This is a genomic window from Pseudovibrio sp. Tun.PSC04-5.I4 (assembly GCF_900104145.1).
Lineage (GTDB): Bacteria > Pseudomonadota > Alphaproteobacteria > Rhizobiales > Stappiaceae > Pseudovibrio.
Genome location: NZ_FNLB01000006.1, coordinates 4,294,413 through 4,312,109, shown reverse-complemented (window position 1 = coordinate 4,312,109; position 17,697 = coordinate 4,294,413). Strand labels below are relative to the sequence as shown.

Sequence of the window (17,697 nt, the reverse complement as noted above, 5' to 3'; positions counted from 1 at the left end):
TTCAATTAAGAGAATTTGGTGCGGACGGCGGGACTCGAACCCGCAAGCCTATCGGCGGCAGATTTTAAGTCTGCTGTGTATACCAATTCCACCACGACCGCTTACAAGCACCTGAGTACACGAGCCAATGAGCATCGTGCAAGTACCTCTTTGTTGTTATCCAAGACGATCATAAAGCGCAGCCAAGAAGTTGCGAGCATTAGATCTCGGGAAATTACCGATTTCTGCCGCTGGACGTCCCCTCAAAAAAATGCGTGCGCAGAGTGTATACCCACATTCTTTTTTGGCTGCCCTTCTCAAAATAACACGATATAAGAGGGGAAAATATCACTCTCTTCCATAGAATGCCCCATAATTGCAGGAGCTTTTACCCGCAAAGCCCTAAAATTCTAGGAGATGCTTCTACGGAGAAGCAGGGCTTGCGGGGGATGCTCACAGCACTTTACAATTCCTCATGAGGTAAGGTGCGTTAGTCCCTACGCGAAACCGGAACAAGGAAAAAACGGGAAAATGATTGAGTACGTAGACGCTGCCAATGCGCCCATAAAAAACACTGGTCAGATTAAAATCTACAGCCAGGAAGATTTTGAAGGTATGCGCAAAGCAAGCCAGATGACCGCCCAGTGTCTGGATGCGCTGGTGCCTCTGGTGAAGTCAGACGTCACAACGCAGGAAATTGACGACTTCGTTTTCAACTTCGGTAAGGAACGGGGCGGCGTGCCAGCAACGCTCAATTACCGTGGTTACACCAAATCCTGCTGTACCTCTATCAACCGCGTTATCTGTCATGGCATTCCAGATTCAAAGAAAAAACTGAAAGACGGCGATATCGTCAACATAGACGTAACTTACATCGTTGATGGCTGGCACGGCGACAGTTCCCGCATGTATCCAGTTGGCAAACTTAAACCTGCAGCCACACGCCTGATTGAAGTGACACACGAATCCTTGATGCGCGCACTTGCTACAGCAAAACCTGGCAACACAACAGGCGATATCGGCCATGCCATTCAGGAATATGTAGAAGGCGAGCGCTGCTCCGTTGTTCGCGATTTCTGCGGTCATGGCGTCGGCAAACTCTTCCATGACATGCCAAATATCTTGCACTACGGCCAGAAAGGCACAGGCATAAAGCTGATGCCGGGCATGATCTTCACCATCGAGCCAATGGTCAACTTGGGCCATCCAGATGTGAAAGTGCTGAAAGACGGTTGGACAGCTGAAACCAAAGACAAAACGCTCTCAGCTCAGTTTGAACACTCAATCGGCATCACCTCAACTGGCTGCGATATCTTCACAACATCTCCAGCTGGCCTGTTCAATCCAATGGAGCCAGAAACAGGCACTGCTGCATAACAGCTCATCACGAAGGAGGGGGAATGAAACAAACCAGTTTCGGGTTTCATGAGGCAACTCCCTCTCCACAGGAGCAGGCACCTGCTGGGCCTGCTTTAAAAACACCACTGCCTTTGAGCGAACCACTCCCACTACCCGCGCAACCCTCAGCAAAACCAAAGCCCACCAAGCAGCCAAGCAAGCACTACCACGGCCACAGAACTCGCTTGCGGGACCGCTTTGAAGAAACCGGCGCTAACGGGCTACAGTCCTATGAAACGCTGGAACTGCTACTCTTCTCCTCCATAAAACAAGGCGATACAAAACCGCTCGCAAAGGCACTCCTCGCCCAATTTGGCTCCTTCGCACAGGTTTTGGCGGCTCCCAAGCATCGTTTGGAAGAGGTACCGGGTTGTGGTCCACGCACGGCCAGCTTCCTAAAAGAGATCCAGGCAGCGGCCATCCTCTACGCTAAAGATCAGGTCGTTGAGCGAGATCCCCTCTCCTCGTGGAGCAAGGTTCTGGAATATGTGCGGGCTGCGATGGCCCACAACCATAAGGAAGAGTTCCGCATCCTGTTTTTGGACAAAAAAAACCGCCTGATTGCGGACGAAGTTCAACAAACCGGCACAGTAGACCACACGCCCGTTTACCCCCGCGAAGTTACAAAACGAGCGTTGGAACTCTCAGCTTGCGCCGTCATTCTGGTTCACAATCATCCTTCTGGAGATCCGACACCCTCCCGGCAAGATATCGAGATGACCACCAAAATCGCAACCACTCTGGACCCGTTGGGCATCGTTTTGCACGACCACATTATTATCGCGGGTTCAGGTCACGTCAGTTTCAGAGGCCTTAACCTCATCTAACTCGGCTACTTCCCGATTTTAACACGTACATTCACATAAATTTGCCAGCTCCATACCTAAAGGCACACTCACTACAGGCTCACTCAAGCAAACTCCCCGAAAATAAGACTGGGATTGTGCGTTTGCACAAACGACAAGAGTGTAAAAGGCAGCATGAGTAAAGTGCCGATGGCAGGACATACAAGTTCGAAAACCCCGATCACCAATGCGGTATTGGGTGGAACTTTCGGCAATACGATTACACGCGGGAAAAAATTTGGAGCTCGTGTAACGGCTCTGCTTATTCTATCCGTAGTTGCAGCAGCTTTGGCTGTCGGCTATCTGGCGTTTTACTGGTCAACCCAGCGCGCGCTCGACTTTGAGGTTGAGAAAGAAATCAGACTGGTTCAAAGCAATCTCAAAGTATTTCGCAATGGCCTGGCAAATGAAGCCGAGCGAATCGCAATCTCAAACAAAGCCTATGCATCGGTTCTTTCCGAGGAAACCAACATCCTACTTGACGAGGATTTGACCCCCACACCAAGCACACGCGGTGACCGGGACATTTTTGTTATTCTCAACAAGGAGATGGAAGCTCTTTACACCTATCGGCGAGATCTTCCATGGCATAGCGAGATCTATGAAGGCCAATTACGCTCCCAGCTAAGCCAAACCCTATCCGAGCTGGAAACCAAAGCAAACACCAAAAAACTGGAATTTCGTGTACCAGAGCCACTGCGCAGCCACGCTCCTCTGTCGCTGAGCTTTCGCGACATTGCTATGGTGGATGGCGCGATTGGCTTGGTCACAGTTGCTGCAATCACCCCATCAACAGCGCCCCCCAAAGGCATGCCGGCTGTCGCAGGTTATCTACTGTGGGTCCGCTCTTTAGATATTCGCTCAATCAGGTCATTTGAGGAATCCACTGGCCTAGCTGACATGTTCATCAGCACAAACAAACCACAAGCCGACTTCCAGCGCGTGTCGATCCCTCTTTTGCGCCGCAATGGCGAGACAATCGCAAACTTGAGTTGGAAAACAACAGCCGCATCTAGCGCGATTTACACCGACTCCGCCCCGTATTTCATGGGCGCAATCTGCGCAATCATCCTGATGACGATTCTCATCTTACTCCGATATATCAAGATGACGGACAGGATCTTACAGAACGAAGCAGATGCAACCCATGCAGCACTACATGATGCGCTGTCCGGCTTGCCCAACAGAACGTGGTTTGAGGTGTTTGCAGCTGATGTGTTGCGCCGTGACCGTCAAAAGCAGCGCACCACAGGCATAGTCTTTCTGGATTTGGATCACTTCAAACAAATCAATGATAGCCTTGGTCATTCCATCGGGGATGAGGTCATCAAACTAGTCGCGGAGCGTTTACGTGCCGCAATCAATCACGAAGATCGCGTCGCCCGTGTCAGTGGCGATGAGTTCCTCATTGTGTTGTCTCATCGTAGCAACATTGAGGAAGTCATTGAAACGTGTATGTACATTGAGAAGATGTTATCTGATCCGTTGCACGTGGAAAAGCACAAGATACTAACCACAGCAAGCATGGGCGTCGCCCTGTCTCCCTCCCATGGACATGACCTGACAGCTCTTTTACGCCGCGCGGATATCGCACTTTATCAAGCAAAAAAACTTGGCCGGGGCCGGTATGTCCTCTTTGAAAAAGAGATGGAGGATACGCTCCAGATCTCACGCGAGATCGAGGAAGATATCAAGCGCGCGCTCAACGCCAATGAATTTCAGAACTTCTATCAGCCAATTATGGACTCCACCGGCAAGAAAATTCTGGCGGCAGAAGCCCTCATCCGATGGAACCACCCCAAAAAGGGTCTTCTTCCACCAGCAGCCTTTTTGCCGGTTGCCGAAGAATCCATGCTCATCAACCGCATCGGTGAATGGGTGTTGGAAAGTGCAATAAGCGATGGCACCTCACTGGATGACGTTACAATGTGCGTCAACATTTCTCCCAGCCAGCTCCGCCACCCGGAATTCCCGGAGTTGGTCAGTAAATTACTCAAAAAACATCAACTCGAACCAGCACGGCTCGAACTCGAAGTCACTGAAGATGTGCTAATCAATTATTCTGAAACAGTGATTGAGGTGATTGAACGCCTGCGTAATCTTGGCGTAAAGATCGCTCTCGATGATTTCGGGACTGGTTTCTCCTCCCTGAGTTACCTGCGTCGCGATTTGTTCGACAAGATCAAAGTGGATCGTTCCTTCATCAATGGCGCAGTAACAGACGACAAGGCACGAGAGATTCTGGCAAGCACCATTTCACTCGGCTTGCGATTGGGTATGGATGTGTGTGTTGAAGGTGTTGAGGAAGAAGAGCAGAAAGAACTTCTGCTCACCATGGATTGCCCAATGATGCAGGGCTTCTTGTTCTCACGCCCGATCCCACTTGGTAAATTCCGCCTGTGGCGTGATGATCTGGATGAAGAACACCACCAAAATCCACGCAAATTCAGAGCAAAGCTGGCACGTTAAGCTAAGGGAAAATTACTCCAAAAGCCTTGAAATCGGGAGGCTATCTTCTGTTTGAAAGCGAATGGCTGCAGCACTGCCTCGCCCCAAGGCACATCCAGCCTTTGCAGCACCTGTACACCGTGAGATCCAAACTGCATCTTAAGCTGGTCACTCAGCCATGCTTTCACCTGCTGCTCCCGTTGACTGTGAAGCTGACCCCTGTCGCAAAGCATTGAAAAATGCTCACTGCACGTTTCAATGAGGTGAGCAATTCCAGAGCGATCAACAGCACTCAGCAAAAGCACAGGCACTTTCCAAGATTGACCACCGCGCGAGCTGAGGCTCATAGCACCTCGCACATCAGCTTGTGCTCTGATGGCCACATCGCCCATATCCGCTTTGGTCACACAGATCACATCCGGCAGTTCCATGATGCCAGCTTTCATAAACTGCAGGCTATCGCCAGAGCCTGGTTGAATACAAAGAACGCACGTATCCGCAACCAAAGCCACATCCGCTTCAGATTGCCCAATGCCAACACTTTCCACCAGCACATAGTCCATAACAGCCCGCATCAAAACAACAGCAGCAATCGCATGTTCGGATAGCCCGCCGAGCCGATCTCGCGCTGCCATCGAGCGCACAAAGATCTTGCTGTCTTCAGGGTCTGTGGTCAGGCGTGTTCGATCCCCAAGCAACGAGCCACCGCTCACCTGAGAAGATGGGTCGACCGCAATCACGCCAACGCTTTTACCAGCGCTGCGATACAGGGAAATCATTGTATTTGTGAGAGTGGATTTTCCAACACCGGGAGGTCCGGTGAGCGCAACAACCTGCGCAATTGGGTTTTGCAGTGCCTCATCCAAAAGGGAGATCAACTGCGGATGTCCCTCAAAGCTTTCAACAGCACTGAGCAGACGGGCAAGAGCTGGCTTACCGCCAGCCCTCAAATTTTCAAGGCAAATCGGAGCTGACTTAGGCCAGCTCCGAACCGGTTTTACCGATCCACTCAACCTTTTTTCCGTTGTGCCAGCACCGCCTGCGCCGCAGCAAGGCGAGCAACCGGGACACGGAATGGAGAGCAGGATACGTAGTCCAATCCAACCTTTTCGCAGAAGGCAATAGAGGCAGGATCACCCCCATGTTCCCCGCAGATACCAAGCTTGATATGGCTCTTTGTCTTACGGCCATTGGTGGCTGCAAGCTGGACAAGTTGGCCAACACCATCAATATCCAACGAGACAAACGGGTCTTTTTCCAACACCTTACGTTCCTGATACTTTCCAAGGAAAGAAGCAGCATCATCACGGGAGATACCAAAGGTCGTCTGCGTCAGATCATTGGTGCCAAACGAGAAGAACTCGGCGGAAGCTGCAATCTCTTCGGAAAGCAATGCAGCCCGTGGCAATTCAATCATGGTGCCAACGGAATAGTCAGGCTTTACACCCAGCTCCTTGGCAACAATCTCGGCCATACCATCAATGCTTTCACGCACGATATCCAGTTCGCTCTTCAAGCTAACCAACGGAACCATGATCTCAGGAGAGACTTTGCGCTTATGTCGCTTGGAAACATCCAGAGCTGCTTCAAAGATCGCCCGTGCCTGCATCTCTGCAATTTCCGGATAAGAAATCAGCAGACGACAGCCGCGATTGCCGAGCATTGGGTTGAACTCTTCCAGCTCTTCTGCACGCTCGCGCAACTCTTCAGGATCAATATCCATCTGCTTGGCAACTTCAGCAATATCCTCATCCGTTTTAGGAAGGAACTCATGCAAAGGTGGATCCAGCAACCGAATGGTGACAGGTCGGTCAACCATCAGCTCAAAAATATCGATGAAGTCTTGCCGCTGAATTGGCAACAGCTTCGCAAGGGCAGCTTTACGCTCCCTAAGTGTGTCAGAAAGGATCATCTCGCGCACGGCAAGAATGCGTTCCCCTTCAAAGAACATATGCTCAGTCCGGCACAAGCCAATGCCTTCAGCCCCAAACGAGAGCGCAACCTTCACATCAGCGGGAGTTTCCGCATTGGCACGCACATTCATACGGCGAATACTGTCGGCCCATTCCATCAGCTTCTTGAAATCATCAGAAAGCTCGGGCTCCTGCATTTGCACTTTGCCCGCAAGCACCTGACCGTTGCCGCCATCAATGGTGATGATATCACCCTTGCCGAAGCTGCGACCGTCAACTGTCATGATTTCATTGCGCGCATCAACGCGAATAGACCCAGCACCGGCAACACAAGGTTTACCCATACCGCGTGCAACAACCGCAGCATGGCTGGTCATGCCGCCGCGTGTGGTCAAAATCCCTTCAGCTGCATGCATCCCGTGAATGTCTTCCGGGCTGGTTTCTGCGCGAACCAGAATAACAGACCGGCCATTGGCCTTTTCGGTTTCAGCATCATCAGAGTTGAAAACCATTGCACCACAAGCGGCACCCGGTGAGGCAGGCAACCCGACAGTCAGCTCATCGCGCTCACTGCTCGGGTCAATCGTTGGGTGCAGCAGCTGATCCAGAGAGCTTGGCGCGATGCGCTCAACAGCCTCTTCCTTGGTGATCAGCCCTTTTTCCGCCATATCAACCGCAATCTTCAACGCAGCCTTCAGCGTGCGCTTACCATTACGGGTCTGAAGCATCCAAAGTTTGCCGTGCTCAACGGTGAACTCAAGATCCTGCATATCGCGGTAGTGGTTTTCCAACTTGTCACAGACGGCCTGAAACTCTTTGAAAACGACTGGCATGGTCACTTCAAGAGATGGTTTGTCCGAGTGCGCTTCTATGCGAGATTTTTCGGTAATGTCCTGCGGTGTACGTATACCGGCAACAACATCCTCACCCTGTGCATTGAGCAAGAACTCGCCATAAAGCGAATCTTCACCGGTAGAAGGGTTCCGCGTAAAGGCAACACCTGTGGCAGAACCATCGCCCGTGTTGCCAAACACCATCGCCTGCACATTTACAGCCGTACCCCAGCTCTCTGGGATTTCATGCAGTGCACGATACGTCTTTGCGCGTGGGATCATCCAGCTTTTGAACACAGCGCCAACGGCACCCCAAAGCTGTTCTTCAGGATCTTCTGGGAATGGACGACCCAGCTCTTCCTCAACCTTGTCCTTGTAGGAAACAACGATCTTCTTCCAGTCACCACCGGTCAGATCCGTATCAAGGGAGTAGTCGTGCTCGTCCTTGTAATCCTCTAAAATTTCCTCGAAGTAGTCACGGTCAACATCCAAAACCACATCAGAGTACATCTGAATAAAACGACGGTAGCTGTCGTAAGCAAACCGGTCATCTCCAGCTTCTTTCGCAAGCCCCTCAACACTCTTGTCATTTAAGCCAAGATTGAGAACGGTATCCATCATGCCTGGCATGGATACGCGAGCGCCAGAACGAACAGATAACAGCAACGGGTTTGTCGTGCTGTTAAATTGACGTCCTGTCAGGTCTTCCACACTGGCGATAGCAGTCAGGACCTGCTTTTTCAGGTCCTCGGGATACTGCTGCCCTTCCTCGTAATAATGTGTGCAAACTTGCGTCGTAATCGTAAATCCGGGCGGGACAGGCAAGTCGAGTCGGCTCATTTCAGCAAGGTTGGCCCCCTTGCCGCCGAGCAACTCCTTCATAGAAGCATCGCCTTCGGTTTTATTTTCTCCAAAGATGTAGACCCACTTGGTCATAACACCCCCCTATTATTGAGCGGGACTTCAACCAATCCCAATTGGAATTGCACCACTGCCTACTATCTGCAATGAACAAGCTCACTATAGCAAGAGTCTCAGACTTCAACCTTAGTGTTATTGCGCAAATACTTCTCAATTATTGAGAAATATCAAGGCGCTTACTTATCCGCAGATACTTGAAAAAATACTGGTTCAATTGGAAGAATGATCGGCTACAATTAACAGAACATGATGAATTGTCCGGCTGCTATAAAAACGCCATTCTTCGCTTCTAACAGATTGATGTAATATTGAGTCGCACTCGGCTCTCAATGAGAGACATATATGACCCTGACAAGCTATTTCACGCTGTTTCGCCCATCATCTGCACCTCAGCAGCCCGGCTGCCTATTGTTGAATGAGCCTGCGCGCAAACGCAGGATTTCGCATAAGGCGATTATAGCCTCAGCGCTGGCGTTTGTCATACTGGGTGCTCCCCTGACAGGGTTTACACAGGCAAGGGCGAACTCCGCCTCTCTCCCGTCTGCAAGTTCCCTGTCCGGTAGCTATCTATCTGGTAGAAGTGCGCTTTTTTCGCAAGATATGCTAGCAGCCTCAACTTATTTCTCAAACGCATTGAAGCAAGATCCAGCCAATTTTTATCTCCTAGACCGCGCTTTTGTTACAACGCTGGCTAATGGTGAGATCAACGAAGCTCTTCCACTGGCAAATCGCATTTTGGATGAGGACAAAGAACACTTCCTCGCTCAGCTCATCACTGCAGCCAACCGCATCAATGAGGGAGATTACGAGACTGGGCTGAACAGTTCCATCACTCAAAACGTAAACCCCCTGTCCCGCCTGACCTTTGCTATTGTCACAGCCTGGGAACTGGCCGGACAAGACAAATCCAAACAGGCGATTGAAGAACTCACGAAAATCACAGGTCCAAAATGGTTTGAGCTTTTCGTTAATTACAACGCTGGCCTGATTGCAGAATACAGCGGTGATGCCCGAGCAGCCGCAGATTTTTACAAAACCGCTTATGAGATTGATCGCGGCGCTCTGCGCAATGCAATCTCTTATTCGCGTATGCTTGCAGCCTCTGGTCGGCAAAAAGAAGCACTGGACATCATTGCCGAGTACGAAAAACTCATCCCTGATCATCCGCTTCTGGTATCCATCCGGGAAAACATTGAAAGCGGCGAGCTGCTAAAACCAGTCGCAGCAACTCCGGCAGAAGGCTTGGCAGAAGCACTTTATGGCCTTGGCGTCGCAATCAGCAAAGACGGTGAGGAGCTATCCGCCACTTACCTACAGCTGGCAGCATTCCTCAGCCCACAAAATGATTCCGCCATTATTGCTTTGGCATCTCTGTTTGAACAGCTTGGCGACAATGTACGCGCCATAGACTATCTCTCTCTCGTCTCCGACACGTCCCCAATGAAGCGTGAAGCAGAAATCCAGATCGCTCTCCACTACAACGTGTTGGGTAATTTGGAAGGAGCTCGCTCCTCTTTGGAGAAACTGGTTAAATCTGACCCAGATGATTTGGAAGCCATCGCATCATTGGGCAATGTACTCCGTGGTTCTTCACTCTTCCCAGAAGCCGAAAGCGCATACGATAAGGGTATTAACTCTCTTAGCAAAGTTCAGCCGAACCACTGGACTCTCCTGTATTTCCGCGGCATCACCCGCGAACGCCAAAATAAGTGGGAAGGAGCTGAAGCGGATTTCCGTGAAGCCCTCACGCTAAAACCAGAACAGCCAATGATCCTCAACTACCTCGGCTACTCACTGGTAGACAGAGGTTTGAAGCTGGACGAAGCTCTCAAAATGATTGAGCGCGCGGTTCGCCTGCGCCCAACAGATGGTTACATCGTCGACAGCCTCGGCTGGGTGTATTACCGCCTTGGTCGCTATGAAGAAGCTGCCGACGTCATGGAACGCGCCGTCTCTCTACGCCCGCATGATCCGATTATAAATGATCATCTGGGTGACGCATATTGGCAGGTAGGCCGTAAACTTGAAGCCCGTTACAAATGGAACCAAGCTCGTGATCTGGAACCAGAGCCAGAAGATCTCAAGCGTATTCTGGACAAGATTGAAAATGGCATGACAGATGCCGTGCCAGTCGGTCTTGCCAGCAGCGGCCAGGACACTAACTGAGTCAGATTGTAGTAGTGACCAATGATTACCGAAGAAATTCAAACAACGCGGGTTGAGGAATTAGCCCGCGCAAAAGTAAACCTCGCACTCCACATTACCGGGCAGCGCGAGGACGGCTACCACACGCTCGATAGCCTTGTTGTATTTCCGCAAGTTGGCGACAGAATTTTGGTGGAACTATCCCCTCGCCTCTCTCTGGATATTGAAGGACCGTTTGCGGCCCAAATTGGCTCCAATCCCTCAGACAATCTGGTCTACAAAGCCGCTCAACTCCTGTCGGAACATGTACCTGCTGCAACCGGTGCAATGATCGGACTGGAGAAGAACCTTCCAGTCGCGGCAGGCATTGGCGGCGGTTCAGCGGACGCAGCTGCAGCTCTTCGGGCACTTGCAAAAATTTGGGGGGCATCCCCATCGATTTCAGAACTCTCCAAGCTCTCTTTGAGCCTTGGGGCAGATGTGCCAATGTGTCTGGAAGAAGCACCAGCCCGCGTCAGAGGCATTGGGGAAGTCATTGAACCCGTCTCCGGCTTCCCATCGGGTGCCGTCGTGCTGGTCAATCCGCTGATTGAATTGCCAACACCCTCCGTTTTCAAAGCGCTGGAGAAACGCGATAATTCACCATTGCCAGAGTTTCCTACTCACTTTGAAAACATGAAGGATCTGGCTGGCTGGCTCAAAACCTGCCGCAATGACCTCCAAGCGCCAGCAATCTCTCTGGCACCACAAATTGCCGAGGTACTAGAGGTACTATCTGCACAGCCAGAAACCCTGCTCGCCCGCATGTCCGGCTCCGGGGCAACCTGCTTTGCACTCTGCGCAACCCTGCCAGAAGCCGAAGCCATCGCCACCCGCTTGGCTGAAAGCGAAAGCAACTGGTGGATCGCAGCAGCTCCGTTCTGAGGCCATTAAACAAACAACAAAAAAGCGCCACTGCAGCAATGCATGGCGCTTTCGTTTTTCACATACTGAGAGGTCTGTTAGCTCACACGAGCGATACAGAAATCAACGGCTTCTTTCAAAGCTTGCTTGGCTGGTCCATCCGGGAAGACAGAGAGCGCCTCGATAGCAGATGAGCCGTAATCGCGCGCTTTTTGAACCGTATCAGCCAGAGCACCGGTTTCACCCAGCAGCTTGATGGCGTGGTCCAGATCACCGTCCTTGATGTCACCCTCTTCTAGGCAACGCTTCCAGAACGCGAGATCTTCATCACTGCCACGCTGCAAAGCGTAGATGATCGGGAGAGTGATTTTGCCCTCTTGGAAATCGTCGCCGATATCCTTACCCAGATCAACGGTCGCCCCGCCATAATCGAGCGCATCATCGACCAGCTGGAAAGCATAGCCAAGCTCAAGGCCGAACTTACGAGCTGCAGCGCGAACGTCATCGCTCTCGCCAGCAATCTCGGGGCTCACTTCACAAGCCGCCGCAAACAAAGCCGCTGTCTTGGCTTCAATCACACGCAGGTACATCTCATAGGTCGTACCGGTATCCTGTGCAGCGCCAAGTTGAAGCACTTCGCCTTCCGCAATGATAGCAGAAGCGTCAGCAAGGATGCGCAGTGCTTCCAGAGAGCCCACATCAACCATCATTTTGAAAGCCTGACCGAGCAGGTAATCACCAACCAGAACACTGGCCTGATTACCCCAAAGCTTGCGAGCTGCCAGCTTACCGCGGCGCATATCGCTTTCATCCACCACATCATCGTGCAGCAAAGTTGCGGTATGCATAAATTCAACGGAGGCCGCAAGAATGACATGCCCCTCGCCCTGATAGCCAAACATTTGCGCAAAGGCCAAGGTCAGCATCGGGCGCAAACGCTTTCCGCCTGAATCGATCAAGTGGCGCGCAATTTCCGGGATCAGTTCAACGTTAGAACCGGCTTTGGAGAGGATAAGCTCGTTCACCTTTTCCATGTCGCCGGAAACGAGCTCAACGAGCCCCTGAATTCCAGCAGCTTTGGCTGTCTGTGATTGAAGACCAACTACGCCCACGGGATACCTCTATTTTGATTCCAACGGGACAATAGGTTGGTAGATGAATGCGAGCAAGCATTACTGGTATTTTCAGGTTAAGAAAGTCGTGCCCAATGGATAATTTACCAATCACAATTAGTTTTTTTCACAAAACCAACCTCAGACTGCATAAATTGTGTAAGTTTCAGCCTTAATCAGCCAGAGAAAGATCTCATGGAAGAGCTCGTAAGAACCACAGATCCCGTCCTCATCTCCCATGTCGAAGCGTTGATGGGCGAAACTGACATCATCTATTTCGTTGCAGACACCAACATGAGCATCCTTGATGGATCGCTCGGGTTTTTGCCCCGCCGCATTATGGTGGAAACTGACCGGATAAAGGAAGCCCGCGACCTTATGAAAAGCGCAGGGCTGGAAGACTATCTAAAAGAGGTGTGATAACTGCCAGCGCATACGCATTATAGTTTGCATGAGAGCTGGCAAACTGTATCTAGACACCTCACATTTTTATATCCGGTCCCAACCATGACAAGCTCCGATACACCACCAAACCTCCCCCAAACCACGCAGGACAAGTTCCTCGGTGGGAAAGTTATGGTGGAGCAACCGGCGAAGGGTCGTCACAGAGCTGGGCTGGATGCGGTCTACCTTGCCGCCTCTCTCCCAGATGACACCGCGGGCACCGTGTTTGACCTGGGCACCGGCGTTGGCACCGCAGCTTTTTGTGCAGCAAGCCGCCTGCCAAACATCAAAGCTGTCGGTGTGGAAGTCGACCCATATGCCGCAGAGCTGGCGCGCAATGCTCTGTCTCTGCCGGAAAATGCAAGGTTTGCAGATCGCGTAAAGATCATGGAAAGCAACCTCACTGCAAAAGGCAGCGTGCGCCATGAGAGCGGCCTGATATCCTCCATCGCCGATCATGTCATCATGAACCCACCATACTATGACAGTGCCCGCTTCCGCGTCACTCCTCAGTCAGACCGCGCACCAGCCCATGCGCTGGATGATCGCGGTATCGAACCATGGATCAGAACGGCGAAAGACCTGCTCAAAGATGGCGGTACGCTCTCCATCATTTTTCGGGCAGATGGCTTACAGGATCTGCTGGACCCGATGCAACGCCGTTTCGGGGCCATTGATATCATCCCCATTCGCCCCACAGCAGATGCCCCTGCAACACGCATCATTCTAAGAGCTGTCGCTGCCAGCAAAGCACCTCTACAAATCCTTCCCGGCTTCACGATACACGAAGTTGCAGGTGGGCCGTTCACCCAGCAAGCATCAACTGTCCTGAGAGATGGCGCAGGCTTGCAACTCGCAAACCGTTAAGTGCTTTCAAGAGGGTTCACTCGCAGAAACCCTCTTTCCATATACGTTTTTCTCCCTATTATGATCCTTCAGTGCGCCTTACGAACTCATAGGAGCGCAACACGAAGACAACGGGCAGGAAATGAGAAACGACTATGAGCAGCAAGGTCGATCTACCGAACTCCATTGAAGAAACCCTCACCCTTTTGCAACAGGGCGGGTATCTGGCAGACCGTTCTCTCGCTACAGTCCTGTACCTGTCCCTACGCATGAAGCGCCCGCTGTTTTTGGAAGGTGAAGCCGGTGTCGGCAAAACCGAAATCGCCAAGGTGCTGGCTGCTACCCTCAACCGCCCACTCGTGCGCCTTCAGTGTTATGAGGGGCTAGATATCTCCTCCGCCGTTTACGAATGGAACTACGCCGCGCAGATGGTGGAAATCCGCATGGCAGAAGCATCTGGTCAGGTGGATAGGAAAAACCTCAACACCTCGCTTTACAGCCCGCAGTTCCTCATCAAACGCCCTGTACTTCAGGCACTGGAACCATCTGCAACCGGCGCTCCGATCTTCCTGATTGATGAGCTTGACCGCACAGATGAAGCGTTTGAGGCTTTCTTGCTGGAGGTGCTGGCAGACAGTCAGGTCACAATCCCGGAACTTGGAACTATCAAATCTGATGAGCCGCCAATCACCATCATCACCACCAACCGCACCCGCGAAATTCACGATGCGCTCAAGCGCCGCTGTCTCTACCATTGGGTCGATTATCCAAATGCAGAACGCGAGCTGCAAATCGTTCAGACCAAACTGCCAGAGGCCGCGAAAACCCTGTCAGAGCAGATCGTAGCCTTCGTGCAGAAGCTACGTGAGGATGACGCCCTCTTCAAAAAACCCGGCGTTGCAGAAACACTGGATTGGGCAACCGCCCTCACTGAGTTGCATGAAGTTGCGCTCGACCCGGAAATGATCTCGGACACGCTTGGCGTCCTGCTCAAATATCAAGAGGATATTGACCGCATCAAAGGCTCCAAAACCAAAGCGATCCTTGATGAGATCCGCATGGAGGCCAACAGCCAGTCCAGTATTGCTGGCAACATGCCCATGCCAACGGCATAGCGGGGACGACCCTCATGCTCAGTCAAACCGACAAGCCCAGAACACCTGCCCCGCCTCATGGCAGAATAACGGAAAACATCGTCCACTTTGCCAGAACACTGCGCAAGGCTGGCCTCCCGGCTGGTCCGGCTGCTGTGGTGGATGCTGTCAACGCAGTCACAATCTGCGGCATTGAAAACAAGCAGGATCTGTATTGGACCCTGCACTCCGTCTTTGTCCATAAACGCGATCAGCAACCCGTGTTTGATGAAGCTTTCCGGCTCTACTGGCAAAGTAAAAACCTTATCGAGAAGATGTTAGCCCTGCTCTCTCCCGTCGCTCCGGCAGGTCAACGCGAGCCCGAAAAACCAAGAGCAGCTCAATCCCGTGTCGCAAATGCATTTGAGGCCAACAAGCAGCGCGAAGCGAAAGAGACCAAGCCTCTGGTTGAGGTGGATGCCCGCTTCACTGTATCTGAAAACGAAGTTTTGCAAAAGAAAGACTTCGCGCAGATGAGCGCTGAGGAGATTGCACAAGCACGCCGCTCTCTTGCCTTGCTCACCCTGCCAGCGGACAAAGTTGCCTCTCGCCGCTTCAAGCCAGCCCATTCCCACACGCTAGGCAAGCGGGTAGATGCCAGACGCACCATGCGAGCCACCATGAAAACCGGTGGGTCACTCATCGATCTCAAGCACAAAGCACCCGCCCAGATCCATCCGCCCGTGGTCGCCCTCTGCGATATCTCCGGTAGCATGAGCCAGTACTCGCGCATCATGCTGCATTTCCTGCATGCCCTGTCGGAAAAGCGCAGAACACATACATTCCTATTCGGAACACGCCTGACCAACATCACCCGATCCCTGCGCATGAAAGACCCCGATGAGGCTTTGGCCGCGTGTACACAGGATGTCGATGACTGGTCCGGCGGCACCCGCATTGCAACCTCGCTGCAAACGTTCAACCGTCAATGGTTGCGCCGGGTATGTACTGGTGGCCCAATTGTGCTGTTCATATCAGATGGATTAGAGCGCGAGGCCTATGAAGACCTGAGCATTGAAATGGACCGTCTACACCGCTCTTGCCGTAGACTAATCTGGCTCAACCCTTTGTTACGCTATGATAAATTTGAAGCTAAAGCACGCGGCATACAGGCTATACTCCCCCATACCGATGAGTTTCGGGCAATACATTCACTGGATGCAGTTAAAGATCTTTGTCTTTCCCTAAATGACAAGCGCATATTTAGTTCATATGATGCAACCCAGAGATTCTCTTAACTCATCTGTGAAAACGAGCGCTATGACACTCACCGTACTTCTGCACATCGTCAAAACCGTTTCCGGCATCTACGCCAAACGCTTCGACATCAACCGCGATGAGATCTGGTACCTAACAAAACTCCAGGAAGAACTGGGAGAGCTGACCTCTGCACACTTGAAAGCCACCCGTCGCGGGCGGGTAGGCTCACAAACACCACACGAACTGCACATGCAAAAAGAAGAGGAAGCAGCAGATTTGCTCGCACACCTCGTTCTCTATGCAGATAAAAACAACATTGATTTGGAAAAAGCGATCCGCCGTAAATGGATGGCACATCTTCCAAATGAAATCATGAAGGACAACGCCTGATACAACTCCGTATCAGGCGCAATGGATTCCAGATACGAACACGTTAGCGAGCAATGGTAATTGGCTTATCGTTGGAGGCAAGCTTGCCTTCCCAACGGTTCCATTCACTCATCCGTAGACTGGCTTTGATGCGTGAGAAGTCATCAAACAAAACAAGCTCCTGACCCTTCATGCCCCAATTAGAAACGAAGAACAGATCCCCATCCATACAATTTTTGGCTTTGGCCATAGACCCATTGCTCTTTGGCGTCGTTCCCAAAGCAAGCTTACACACCCGGTCATCAGACTTGAGGTAAACGGTCCAGTCCCCAACCATATCACTGGATTGTACAACCGGTTGAGTGGTTTTCTCCTCACTCCCCAGCGCCGCAGCTGCTACAACGCCTGCCACAAATGCAGTTGCCTCACCAGCGTCAACACTCGCTTTGGCCGATGTTCTGGTCGTCTCGCTCACCAGTGTGCCATCTGCCCGGCGATAGGTTTTCGTCGTTACAGTTTCATCATTCGCCAGTGGTGTCCCATTAGCATTCACCGGTAAGGTCTGTGCAGCAGTGGCCTGTGGCGTTGAAAGCGAAGACGCAGGCGGCGCTAGAGAGCCACCAGCACCCTGACAACCTGCCATCCCCAACAGGCTCACTGCTATAATAAATTTTTTCATATTCAAATTCCCCCGGCGCAAGCGCCAAACTCAATTCCCTGCCGAAGCAACCTCACTCTTACTGAACCAACCCAATTAAGGCCCCTGTATCATTCCGTGTACCGACCCAACCGCCAGCGCTACTTTTGGTAAGAGACGCAATATTGTCTCCACGGTGATCAAACAGCTCAAGCGTTTGCTCTGTACGGTTCCAACTCCAGATATTTGGATTGCCGGAACAAACAGAACTTGCAGCGAAGTTTGCCCCAAACTGCGCAGTCTTGAGCTGCAGGGCACATGGTTTTTGTGCATCGCTGCGCACAACCGACCATTTGCCAGCAAGTTCCAAAAGACCTGTGAGGTGTTCCTCAGTTGGTTGACGACGAGAAACCGAAGATTTTTGATTAGTTTCTCTAAGCGGTGTGTCAGCAAGATCATTCAAACTGCTGTCAATCAATTGCGCGCAACCAGCCATCCCCAAACACAAAATCAGCGCAACACGTTTTAACTGCATGGATGCCCCTAAGCATGCCCGGACAAGCACCCACAA

At 51.7% G+C, this 17,697-nt stretch carries 15 protein-coding genes and 1 tRNA gene; 10 read left to right on the top strand and 6 right to left on the bottom strand.

All coding sequences use genetic code 11. The features are described 5' to 3' along the window. Positions 1–16: 16 nt before the first annotated feature. Positions 17–101 (bottom strand) — tRNA-Leu (locus BLS62_RS25195). 409 nt (positions 102–510) lie between these two features. Here BLS62_RS25195 and map point away from each other — a divergent pair. The 3 genes from map (at position 511) to BLS62_RS25180 (ending at position 4,691) form a co-directional block, all read left to right on the top strand. Next, a complete protein-coding gene (gene map, locus BLS62_RS25190; RefSeq protein WP_093187745.1) occupies positions 511–1,356 on the top strand; it encodes a type I methionyl aminopeptidase in 846 nt (281 codons plus the stop codon). A gap of 23 nt (positions 1,357–1,379) precedes the next feature. Continuing rightward, the gene (gene radC, locus BLS62_RS25185) at positions 1,380–2,204 is read left to right on the top strand and encodes a RadC family protein (protein ID WP_093187743.1); all 825 of its coding nucleotides are present in this window, start codon (positions 1,380–1,382) and stop codon (positions 2,202–2,204) included. A 168-nt stretch (positions 2,205–2,372) separates the two neighbouring features. Further along, positions 2,373–4,691, top strand: a complete 2,319-nt coding sequence (locus tag BLS62_RS25180; RefSeq protein ID WP_093187738.1) for a bifunctional diguanylate cyclase/phosphodiesterase — start codon at positions 2,373–2,375, stop codon at positions 4,689–4,691. Here BLS62_RS25180 and BLS62_RS25175 read toward each other — a convergent pair. Both BLS62_RS25175 and ppdK read right to left on the bottom strand, forming a co-directional pair. Then, complete coding sequence (locus BLS62_RS25175; RefSeq protein WP_208991091.1) at positions 4,688–5,683, bottom strand: ArgK/MeaB family GTPase; 996 nt, start codon at positions 5,681–5,683, stop codon at positions 4,688–4,690. The two genes, BLS62_RS25180 and BLS62_RS25175, sit on opposite strands and share 4 nt — an antisense overlap. Next, complete coding sequence (gene ppdK, locus BLS62_RS25170; RefSeq protein WP_093187733.1) at positions 5,680–8,352, bottom strand: pyruvate, phosphate dikinase; 2,673 nt, start codon at positions 8,350–8,352, stop codon at positions 5,680–5,682. The genes BLS62_RS25175 and ppdK overlap by 4 nt, the downstream gene beginning before the upstream one ends. A 327-nt stretch (positions 8,353–8,679) precedes the next feature. Between ppdK and BLS62_RS25165 the strand changes: the two genes are divergently transcribed. Then, positions 8,680–10,503, top strand: a complete 1,824-nt coding sequence (locus BLS62_RS25165; RefSeq protein WP_093187731.1) for a tetratricopeptide repeat protein — start codon at positions 8,680–8,682, stop codon at positions 10,501–10,503. A gap of 21 nt (positions 10,504–10,524) precedes the next feature. After that, positions 10,525–11,406 (top strand): 4-(cytidine 5'-diphospho)-2-C-methyl-D-erythritol kinase, encoded by an 882-nt coding sequence (locus BLS62_RS25160; RefSeq protein WP_093187723.1) that lies wholly within the window; start codon positions 10,525–10,527, stop codon positions 11,404–11,406. A 77-nt stretch (positions 11,407–11,483) separates the two neighbouring features. Here BLS62_RS25160 and BLS62_RS25155 read toward each other — a convergent pair whose 3' ends face one another. After that, positions 11,484–12,497, bottom strand: a complete 1,014-nt coding sequence (locus BLS62_RS25155) for a polyprenyl synthetase family protein (RefSeq protein WP_093187720.1) — start codon at positions 12,495–12,497, stop codon at positions 11,484–11,486. Positions 12,498–12,692: 195 nt separating this feature from the next. Between BLS62_RS25155 and BLS62_RS25150 the strand changes: the two genes are divergently transcribed. The 5 genes from BLS62_RS25150 to BLS62_RS25130 all read left to right on the top strand — a co-directional run bounded on the left by BLS62_RS25150 (position 12,693) and on the right by BLS62_RS25130 (position 16,510). Then, positions 12,693–12,917, top strand: coding sequence for a putative signal transducing protein (locus tag BLS62_RS25150; protein ID WP_093187717.1), 225 nt, complete (start codon positions 12,693–12,695; stop codon positions 12,915–12,917). Between the two features lie 87 nt (positions 12,918–13,004). Continuing rightward, on the top strand, positions 13,005–13,808 hold the full coding sequence (locus BLS62_RS25145; RefSeq protein WP_093187714.1) for a tRNA1(Val) (adenine(37)-N6)-methyltransferase: 804 nt from the start codon (positions 13,005–13,007) through the stop codon (positions 13,806–13,808). A 134-nt stretch (positions 13,809–13,942) separates the two neighbouring features. Next, entirely contained in the window at positions 13,943–14,902 is a 960-nt protein-coding gene (locus tag BLS62_RS25140) for an AAA family ATPase (RefSeq protein WP_093187711.1), read from the top strand. Positions 14,903–14,916: 14 nt separating this feature from the next. Beyond that, positions 14,917–16,158 (top strand): vWA domain-containing protein, encoded by a 1,242-nt coding sequence (locus tag BLS62_RS25135; protein ID WP_093187708.1) that lies wholly within the window; start codon positions 14,917–14,919, stop codon positions 16,156–16,158. Positions 16,159–16,180: 22 nt separating this feature from the next. Continuing rightward, positions 16,181–16,510, top strand: a complete 330-nt coding sequence (locus BLS62_RS25130) for a nucleoside triphosphate pyrophosphohydrolase family protein (protein ID WP_093187705.1) — start codon at positions 16,181–16,183, stop codon at positions 16,508–16,510. Positions 16,511–16,553: 43 nt separating this feature from the next. On the opposite strand, the gene BLS62_RS25125 is transcribed toward BLS62_RS25130, so the two are convergent. Further along, positions 16,554–17,168, bottom strand: a complete 615-nt coding sequence (locus tag BLS62_RS25125) for an AprI/Inh family metalloprotease inhibitor (protein WP_093187702.1) — start codon at positions 17,166–17,168, stop codon at positions 16,554–16,556. A 58-nt stretch (positions 17,169–17,226) separates the two neighbouring features. Beyond that, complete coding sequence (locus BLS62_RS25120; RefSeq protein WP_093187699.1) at positions 17,227–17,661, bottom strand: AprI/Inh family metalloprotease inhibitor; 435 nt, start codon at positions 17,659–17,661, stop codon at positions 17,227–17,229. Between the last annotated feature and the right edge of the window lie 36 nt (positions 17,662–17,697).

What these genes read in the sequence shown, in the direction of transcription:
- map (WP_093187745.1), top strand. Translation starts at nt 511, where the DNA reads ATGATTGAGTACGTAGACGCTGCCAATGCGCCCATAAAAAACACTGGT.
- radC (WP_093187743.1), top strand. Translation starts at nt 1,380, where the DNA reads ATGAAACAAACCAGTTTCGGGTTTCATGAGGCAACTCCCTCTCCACAG.
- BLS62_RS25180 (WP_093187738.1), top strand. Translation starts at nt 2,373, where the DNA reads ATGGCAGGACATACAAGTTCGAAAACCCCGATCACCAATGCGGTATTG.
- ppdK (WP_093187733.1), bottom strand. Translation starts at nt 8,352, where the DNA reads ATGACCAAGTGGGTCTACATCTTTGGAGAAAATAAAACCGAAGGCGAT.
- BLS62_RS25165 (WP_093187731.1), top strand. Translation starts at nt 8,680, where the DNA reads ATGACCCTGACAAGCTATTTCACGCTGTTTCGCCCATCATCTGCACCT.
- BLS62_RS25160 (WP_093187723.1), top strand. Translation starts at nt 10,525, where the DNA reads ATGATTACCGAAGAAATTCAAACAACGCGGGTTGAGGAATTAGCCCGC.
- BLS62_RS25150 (WP_093187717.1), top strand. Translation starts at nt 12,693, where the DNA reads ATGGAAGAGCTCGTAAGAACCACAGATCCCGTCCTCATCTCCCATGTC.
- BLS62_RS25145 (WP_093187714.1), top strand. Translation starts at nt 13,005, where the DNA reads ATGACAAGCTCCGATACACCACCAAACCTCCCCCAAACCACGCAGGAC.
- BLS62_RS25140 (WP_093187711.1), top strand. Translation starts at nt 13,943, where the DNA reads ATGAGCAGCAAGGTCGATCTACCGAACTCCATTGAAGAAACCCTCACC.
- BLS62_RS25135 (WP_093187708.1), top strand. Translation starts at nt 14,917, where the DNA reads ATGCTCAGTCAAACCGACAAGCCCAGAACACCTGCCCCGCCTCATGGC.
- BLS62_RS25130 (WP_093187705.1), top strand. Translation starts at nt 16,181, where the DNA reads ATGACACTCACCGTACTTCTGCACATCGTCAAAACCGTTTCCGGCATC.
- BLS62_RS25125 (WP_093187702.1), bottom strand. Translation starts at nt 17,168, where the DNA reads ATGAAAAAATTTATTATAGCAGTGAGCCTGTTGGGGATGGCAGGTTGT.
- BLS62_RS25120 (WP_093187699.1), bottom strand. Translation starts at nt 17,661, where the DNA reads ATGCAGTTAAAACGTGTTGCGCTGATTTTGTGTTTGGGGATGGCTGGT.